Origin of the sequence: Luteococcus sp., from assembly GCF_043424415.1 — a bacterium.
Lineage (GTDB): Bacteria > Actinomycetota > Actinomycetes > Propionibacteriales > Propionibacteriaceae > Luteococcus.
The window spans coordinates 1-3,495 of record NZ_JBHWOO010000166.1 but is presented as its reverse complement, the minus strand read 5'-3'; the positions used below and the strand labels follow the sequence as shown (position 1 = coordinate 3,495).

The window sequence follows — 3,495 nt, the reverse complement described above, 5'->3', positions numbered from 1 at the left end:
GGCGTGCGGCAGGCTGACGGTGCGCAGGTAGTCCACCAAGGCCTGCTCGCCCTGGGTCTCCAGGGCTTCGGCCAGGGACCGAATGTCGTCGGGATGCCTGTTCTGGCTCATCTTCGCCTTCGCCTCGACGCGCTCCACCTCCACCTCGACGGCTACGATCGCCTTGGCCATCCGCGCCAGCTTCTGCTCGCCGACCTCGTCGAGGACGTCAGCCTCGAAGTGGTCGGTGAGGGTGCGGGCTGCCCGCAGCGACGCCTCGGGGCTGGTGTCGAGGTGCAACCGGCCCCAGACGTGGATGGTGATGTAGTCCCAGGTGGGCACGGTCGGAAGCGCGTCATGGGTCGCATACCAGCGAGGTGAGACATAGGCGTCGGCCACATCCAGCACCACCATCGCCGGACCGGTCGTCGGACGCAGCGCCTGCGGGTTGTTGCGCACCAGGTGCGTCACCAGCCGGTTGCGCTGCTCGTCGAGGAAGAAGGGCGCCAGCGTCGCATCCGGCCCGTCCTCGTGCACCGTCACCAGGTTCCCCGCCCGGGCGGTGCGCAGCAGCAGCCGCACGTGCTCGTCGGGAAGGCGGAAGTGGTCGGCGACGTACATGGCATCGAGCCTAGTCGGCGGGGGTGAGGACGACGTCGGCGAGCACGGCGCCGCTGCCGGCCAGGTGCACGGGTCCGTGGTCCTGGTCGAGGTCGGCGACGTCGAGTGCGCCCAGTTGTTCGCCAGCGACGGTGGGGTGGCCGTCGAGGACGACGACCATGCGCCGCCCCGCCGCCGGACCGAGGCGGAGTTCACCGTCCAGGTGGCGCACCTCGACCTGGCTGGTGAGCACCCCACGGTGGGTCATCACGTTGCAGTCCAGGCTCGGCTCGGTGATCTGGCTGGTCACCGGCACTTCCCCGGCGAAGGCCCAGGGCTCGAAGCAGCCCAGGTCGAGCACCTCGTCGCCGTCGGTGCCGTGTGCGGTGAGCACCATCCGTCCGCCGCGCAGCAGCAGGATCACCCGGTCGATGCCGGGGAAGGCGGAGAACGGCCCGCCCTGGTCGACCCGGGCGAAGCTCATCCGCCAGTCGAAGTCGTCCATCCCAGCGGTGGCAGGAAATCGCGCCACCTCCAATGTGGTGCCGCCGCCATTGCGCCAGGGCATCTTGGTGTGGTCGCTGGAACGAAGGATGCGCACGGGAGGTCTCCTCACGGGTCGAACCGGCCCATGGGGCCGTGGAGCGTGTGTCGCAGCCCTTGACGTCGAGGGCTGGGACACACACTCCATCACAGCCTCAGGCGGCGCCGACCACCGCGTGCGGCACGTAGTGCTCCTCGAGCAGGGCCTTGTCGTCGTCGCTGAGCTCCAGTTCGAGGGCGGGCAGGGCCGAGGTGATGTGGCTGGTCCTGGTGGCGCCGATCAGTGGCGAGGCCACCGGCTCCTGCGCCAGCAGCCAGGCCAGCGCCACCTGGGCGCGCGGCACGCCGTGAGCCTCGGCCACCTGGCCCACCGCGTCGACGATCCTGCGGTCGGTCTGCTCGGTGGCGTCGTACTTCTGGCGGGCGACGAAGTCGCTCTTGGCGCGCTCCGAGGTGGAGTCCCAGTCACGGGCCAGACGGCCCGCGGCCAGCGGCGAGTAGGGGGTGACGCCGATGCCCTTGGCCCGGCACAGCGGAAGCATCTCGCGCTCCTCCTCGCGGTAGAGCAGGTTGTAATGGTCCTGCATGCTGATGAACTTTGACCAGCCGTGCTTCTCGCTGACGTGCAGGGCCTCCAGGAACTGCGAGGCGAACATCGCCGAGGCGCCGATGTAGCGCGCCTTGCCGGAGCGCACCACGTCGTTGAGCGCCTCCATCGTCTCCTCGATCGGGGTGGTGTAGTCCCAGCGGTGGATGATGTAGAGGTCGACGTAGTCGGTGCCCAGGCGCTCCAGGCTGGCGTCGATGGCGCTCATGATGTGCTTGCGCGACAGGCCCTCGCCATTGGGGCCTTCGTGCATCCGGCCGTTCACCTTGGTGGCCAGGACGATCTCGTCGCGCCTGGCCATGTCCTTCAGGTGCTTGCCGAGGATGCGCTCGCTGCCGCCCTGGGAGTAGACGTCGGCGGTGTCGAAGAAGTTGATCCCGGCATCCAGCGCCGTCTTGACCACCTCGCGGCTGGCCTGCTCGTCGATGACCCAGTCGTGGATCCATTCGCCGGGCGTGCCGAAGCCCATCGTGCCCAGGCACAGGCGCGAGACCTCCAGGCCGCTTCGGCCAAGCTTGGTGTACTCCATTGTCCTTCTCCTTCTGGGGTGGGGATTGGGTGGTTCGTGGGTGGGGGGTCAGACGAGCCCGAGCTCCTGGAAGGCCTTGGCCAGGCCGTCGTGGTCGACGTGGTCGGTCACCAGGTCGGCCAGTGCCTTGAGCTCGTCGGGGGCCTGGCCCATGGCGACGCCGGTGCCGCAGGCCTGCAGCAGCGGGATGTCGCTGCGGGCGTCGCCGAAGCCGATCAGGTCGGAGGTCTCGCGGCCCAGCCGCTCGGCCAGGATCCGGACCCCCTTGGCCTTGTCGACGCCCAGCTGGCCGATCTCGCCGAACTCGTCCTCGACCCCGGCGGCGGTCCAGGAGCCGATGCGGGCGCGGCCGTCGAAGAGCCGGTGCAGCTCGTCGAGCTCCATGCCGCGCGGCAACACGAAGCTGATCTTGTTGACGTCGTCGTGGCCGCGGGAGGTGTCGTGGACCATCTCGGGGAAGATGCTGCGGACGAAGTCGGGGGTCTTGCCGAGCCGCTCGGCGGCCTGTTCCGGCAGGTCCTGGCTGCCGAAGAGCCCGGAATTGCACTCCAGGTAGAAGGCCAGGCCCTTGCCGTGCAGCCAGGCGACGGCCTGTTCCACCACGTCGACGTCGAGCACCTGGTGGTGCACCACCTCGCCGCGGTGCTCGATGTAGGAGCCGTTGCCGCCGATCATGCCGTCCAGGCCCAGCTCCCACAGGTGCTCGTAGACCTCTGCCCTGGCCCGGCCGGTGCAGATGAAGACCTCATGGCCCCGGGCCCGGGCGGCCCGCACCGCCTCGGCGGCGCTCGCGGGCAGTGAGGTGTCATGGCGCACCAAGGTGCCGTCGGCGTCGAGCAGCAGGATCTTGGGTTCAGTCATGGTTCTCCTCGGGCAAGGACGAGCCGCCGGGGCGTTGGGCGGAGGCGAGGCGTGCGATGTGCATGGCCAGGTAGGTGGTCTCGCTGTGGGTCACCGGCGCGCCGAGTCGCAGTTCCAGGATCTCGGCGACGCGGCGGGCGGAGCGGGCGGCGTCGGGATAGGTCTGTTCGATGCTGGCGCTCAGTGGGGCGAGGTCGTCGTGCAGCTGCTCGCCGGCATGGGCGCGCACGAAGAGGTAGCGCAGGTGGGTGATGAAGCGGGCGCTGTTGACCGAGTTGCGGTCCAGCGGGGCATCCATGGCCGACTCGATGATGTCGAAGACCTGGTTGAAGACGCCGGTCATCTGGTAGGTCTTCGACAGGTCTCCACCGTTGAA

5 protein-coding genes are annotated in these 3,495 nt (G+C 69.2%); all 5 read right to left on the bottom strand.

Annotated features, from left to right (window positions below):
* Positions 1-600 (bottom strand): FMN-binding negative transcriptional regulator (locus ACHFFZ_RS10010; RefSeq protein WP_394276482.1); only part of this gene is annotated, 600 nt, incomplete at its 3' end.
* A gap of 10 nt (positions 601-610) precedes the next feature.
* A complete protein-coding gene (locus tag ACHFFZ_RS10005) occupies positions 611-1,180 on the bottom strand; it encodes a HutD family protein (protein ID WP_394276481.1) in 570 nt (189 codons plus the stop codon).
* 97 nt (positions 1,181-1,277) lie between these two features.
* Entirely contained in the window at positions 1,278-2,258 is a 981-nt protein-coding gene (locus tag ACHFFZ_RS10000) for an aldo/keto reductase (RefSeq protein ID WP_394276480.1), read from the bottom strand.
* 48 nt (positions 2,259-2,306) lie between these two features.
* The gene (locus ACHFFZ_RS09995) at positions 2,307-3,119 is read right to left on the bottom strand and encodes a Cof-type HAD-IIB family hydrolase (RefSeq protein WP_394276479.1); all 813 of its coding nucleotides are present in this window, start codon (positions 3,117-3,119) and stop codon (positions 2,307-2,309) included.
* Positions 3,112-3,495 (bottom strand): PRD domain-containing protein (locus ACHFFZ_RS09990; RefSeq protein ID WP_394276478.1); only part of this gene is annotated, 384 nt, incomplete at its 5' end. The genes ACHFFZ_RS09990 and ACHFFZ_RS09995, both read right to left, overlap by 8 nt.